Genomic DNA, 3,527 nt, shown 5'->3' on the forward strand with positions numbered 1-3,527 from the left:
GCTTATAAATCGGCAAGAATGATTGTAGATCCTGCTAGTCGTAAAAAGACTGAAGAAAGCGAAAGGCCCGAAGAACAAAGCGAAGAATAAAACAGCAACAACACCACACACAAAAACACCCCGCACAAAATTGCAGGGTGAAATTCAAAATTATATTATTTAATAACCAGGAGTTCCCGCTCCCAATTAAAAATCCAAAATTATGAAAAAAAATTATTACATGGTAGCCATCATGGCTGTAATCTTAGCTATTGCAGCCTGCAAGAAAGAGGATGACACCTTACCTCAAGATATTGGAAATGAATCTTTAGCAGAATAACTCTTAAAAAAATTAAAAACATGAAAATCACAAATAAAATTTTACCTATCATTTTACTTTGCATGCTTCTCGCTTCATGCAACAAGGATAACACCCCCTATGGGTCCGAATATGAAATAAATGGCATTGAACTAAAAACCAATGATTCCAGTAAGGATACCATTTCTGCCAGCCAATTTGTCATTAAAATGTTATTAAAGTCGGATAACAAATATGCCGAAGAATACGGTTTAGAACCACGCTTAAAAAGCAAAATTTCCGATATAAAAGTGGAAGTTCTAAGCGATGGCTTACATCCTTCCATTGCAAAAAATGATGATGTGAGTCGCTTTTTCGTAATTGACGACCAGGTTTACTACGATGAAAATGACTACTACAATTATTATAAGAATGGCTTGTATAGAACAATACCTGAGTATGTTAGCCGTGGTGTTATAAAATCGTTAAAGCCGGTATTGTATTTTACCAATCAAACCAGGCTGGCACCAAAAGCCGATGTATTAATCACCGATACCCTTGCGTTGGCATTTAAGGTTGAATTAAAGCTTGAAAACAATAGAATATTCAGCGACCAAATCAGTACAGTTCTCATCCCTTAAACGCACTTATCATGTTACATTACTATAAAATCATTTTTGGAATAGCGTTGCTATTATTCACTCACATACATACAACACAGGCTCAGCATTCAAAATTAAATTGGGGAGTCAGTTCACAAATTAAGGTCCGGGAAATTTCACAGAATCATGGTGAAGACGATATCTTCTCAATGAATAAACAAGTTTTTAATGTTGGAGTATTCATGCAATACGGAAATTTTGAAGCCAATATGGAGTTTTTTACAAAAACTGTAAACCTTGACATGCGGTATTTCATATGGGATAAAGTGTTTACCACACTTAAGGGAAGTTGGGATGTGCAGAATTTTGAAGCAGACCACCCCGATTTAAATTATTACATCTACAATACCGGCGAAATAGATGTTTACAGCTATATGGGCGGATTTGGGTATGCAAATACTTTTCATTCACGCTTATATTGCCGGGGAAGTTTACTTGGCGGTGTTATTCATAGCACCAAAGGATCTGTTTCCAATATGCTACGCCGCGATTACGATTCTAATATCAGGGCACAAAAGACCGATACCTACCAAATAAAATCATCTTTTATATTGGGTGCTGCTTTTCAGTTTGAGTGGTTGCCAAATCCATCGAAAAACAAGCTTCACCCCTTAGTTCCTTTCGTTCATTTGGGTATTTCAGGTAAGCTTAAAAGCAGAACTTACAGGCATATCTCCATTGAGGAATGGGTAGCGAGTAATGTTGTGTACAGCGAAACAAACAACCCCAACGATAAACATTACAACTTGTTGAATGTGGACTTTAAGGTTGGAATAAAAATGTATTTAAGAAAATAAAATATGTTGGTCTATAACATGTTTTTGATGTTAAAAAAAACAATAGAATATCTAAAACAGTAACAACACCACACACAAAAACACCCCGCACAAAAATGCAGGGTGAAATTCAAAATTATATTATTAATAACCAGGAGTTCCCGCTCCCAATTAAAATTTCAACATTATGAAAAAAAATTATTACATGGTAGCCATCCTGGCTGTAATTTTAGTTATTGCAGCCTGCCAGAAAGAGGATGACATTTCACCTCACAACATTAAAAATGAACCCTTAGCAGACAATGCAATCAAATTAGGAAAAAAATTAGAAAACCCTTACACAGTAGAAAATATGCAGAAGGCATATGATAATTTGAAAAAGGACAACAAGTTGAAATCCTCCTTTCAAATTCAAACTACTGATTTGTATGTGAGATTTCTACCTAAAGACAGTACTGAGCTTAACACCCTGGAAGCAGATTCATTGTTTTTGTTTGATTACCCTTTGGATTATGAAATAGAACAAGTTGAGTATTTGGGAGAAGAGCTGGAGTTGAAACCAAAGGAGGAGAATTGGTACTATACCTCTGTTCCTGTGAACTACGAGTTTCCCGATATTCAATACGAAATATTGGCTAATCTTTTTCTTCCCCCAGAAGATGATCAAGAAAGCGAAACAAAAGCAATTAGTTTATGGCATGATTTGGAAGACGAAGCTCTCAAAATAACAGGAAACTACGAAGTACCCGAACCTGATGAAATAAGCGACTCTCATGTTAAAAGAAGTCACAAACACAGGCCGCAGGGTTATGTGAGGGTCATGGATACTTACAAAGACAAGTATGTGGGAGTTGAAAAAGTAAGGGTGAGGACCAGGAGGTGGTTCAAGTATGGCAGAGACTACACCGACTCCAATGGTTATTACAGTGTAAATAGAAGATACAGGCGTTCGGTGCATTACTGTGTGTTCTTCAAAAATCAAATTGGTTTTAAAATACGTGCAAGAGCCATGTCCATTTGGAAAGCAAAACATCATGTTGGGAAACACAACAGAAGAGGTTACGATATCAATATAGGAACCGGGTCAAGGGCATGGCGGTTCGCAACCCTAAACAATGCTGTTGCTAAATACTGGTCGTTGTGCGATAGGTTTGGAATACAAAAACCTCACTCTAACCTTCGTTTGGTAGCAAAAAATGCTTCCAAAGGAAATAGTGCGACCCCAATGTTAAAGCACGTTTGGGGAGCTTATGGCTTCAGACCAAAATCAGGTATTGCAAGTCTCTTTTACAAATTTGGTTTTATTGGCGTATCATACCTTGCCAATACTTTTTTCAGGCTTTGTTTACCAGATATTGTTGTTACTTCACATTCTGACAAAGGTACGGATAAGGTTTATTTAACAGCATTTCATGAACTTGCACATGCCAGTCATTTTAAAAAGGTTGGATCACGATATTGGATCAAGTATATCAACTACATTATTACTTATGGCAAAAAAAGTAATCCTTATGGCAGCGGAACAGGAAAGAATGCAGGCTACTGCGGCGTAGGCGAAATGTGGGCCAATTTTTGCTCGGAATATTTTTATCGCTATAATTATAAAAAATCCAAATCTCCCGAGTGGAAACCTGACAAAGATTTTTACGATCCCGGCTTTTTAATGGATGCGGTAAACGAAATACCCGATTTAAGCATACAGGAAGTATCCTATTGTTTAACCGGCTCTGTTACCAGTATTCCCAAACTAAGAGACAGACTAAAAATTTATACCAGCGATGATGCGAAAATTGATAAATTATACAACAAGTA

The 3,527-nt window shown here is 36.8% G+C and carries 3 protein-coding genes; all 3 read left to right on the top strand.

Going from position 1 to position 3,527, the window contains the following annotated elements; translation table 11 throughout:
• Positions 1-339 precede the first annotated feature (339 nt).
• Positions 340-918, top strand: coding sequence for a hypothetical protein (locus NQ163_RS20360; RefSeq protein ID WP_268192154.1), 579 nt, complete (start codon positions 340-342; stop codon positions 916-918).
• A gap of 11 nt (positions 919-929) precedes the next feature.
• Positions 930-1,736 carry a hypothetical protein gene (locus NQ163_RS20365; RefSeq protein WP_268192155.1) on the top strand — a complete coding sequence of 269 codons (807 nt, stop codon included), beginning with the start codon at positions 930-932 and terminating at the stop codon, positions 1,734-1,736.
• 166 nt (positions 1,737-1,902) lie between these two features.
• A partial coding sequence (locus NQ163_RS20370) for a hypothetical protein (protein WP_268192156.1) occupies positions 1,903-3,527 on the top strand: 1,625 nt, incomplete at its 3' end.

The organism is Marinifilum sp. D737, assembly GCF_026672275.1.
GTDB lineage: Bacteria > Bacteroidota > Bacteroidia > Bacteroidales > Marinifilaceae > Marinifilum.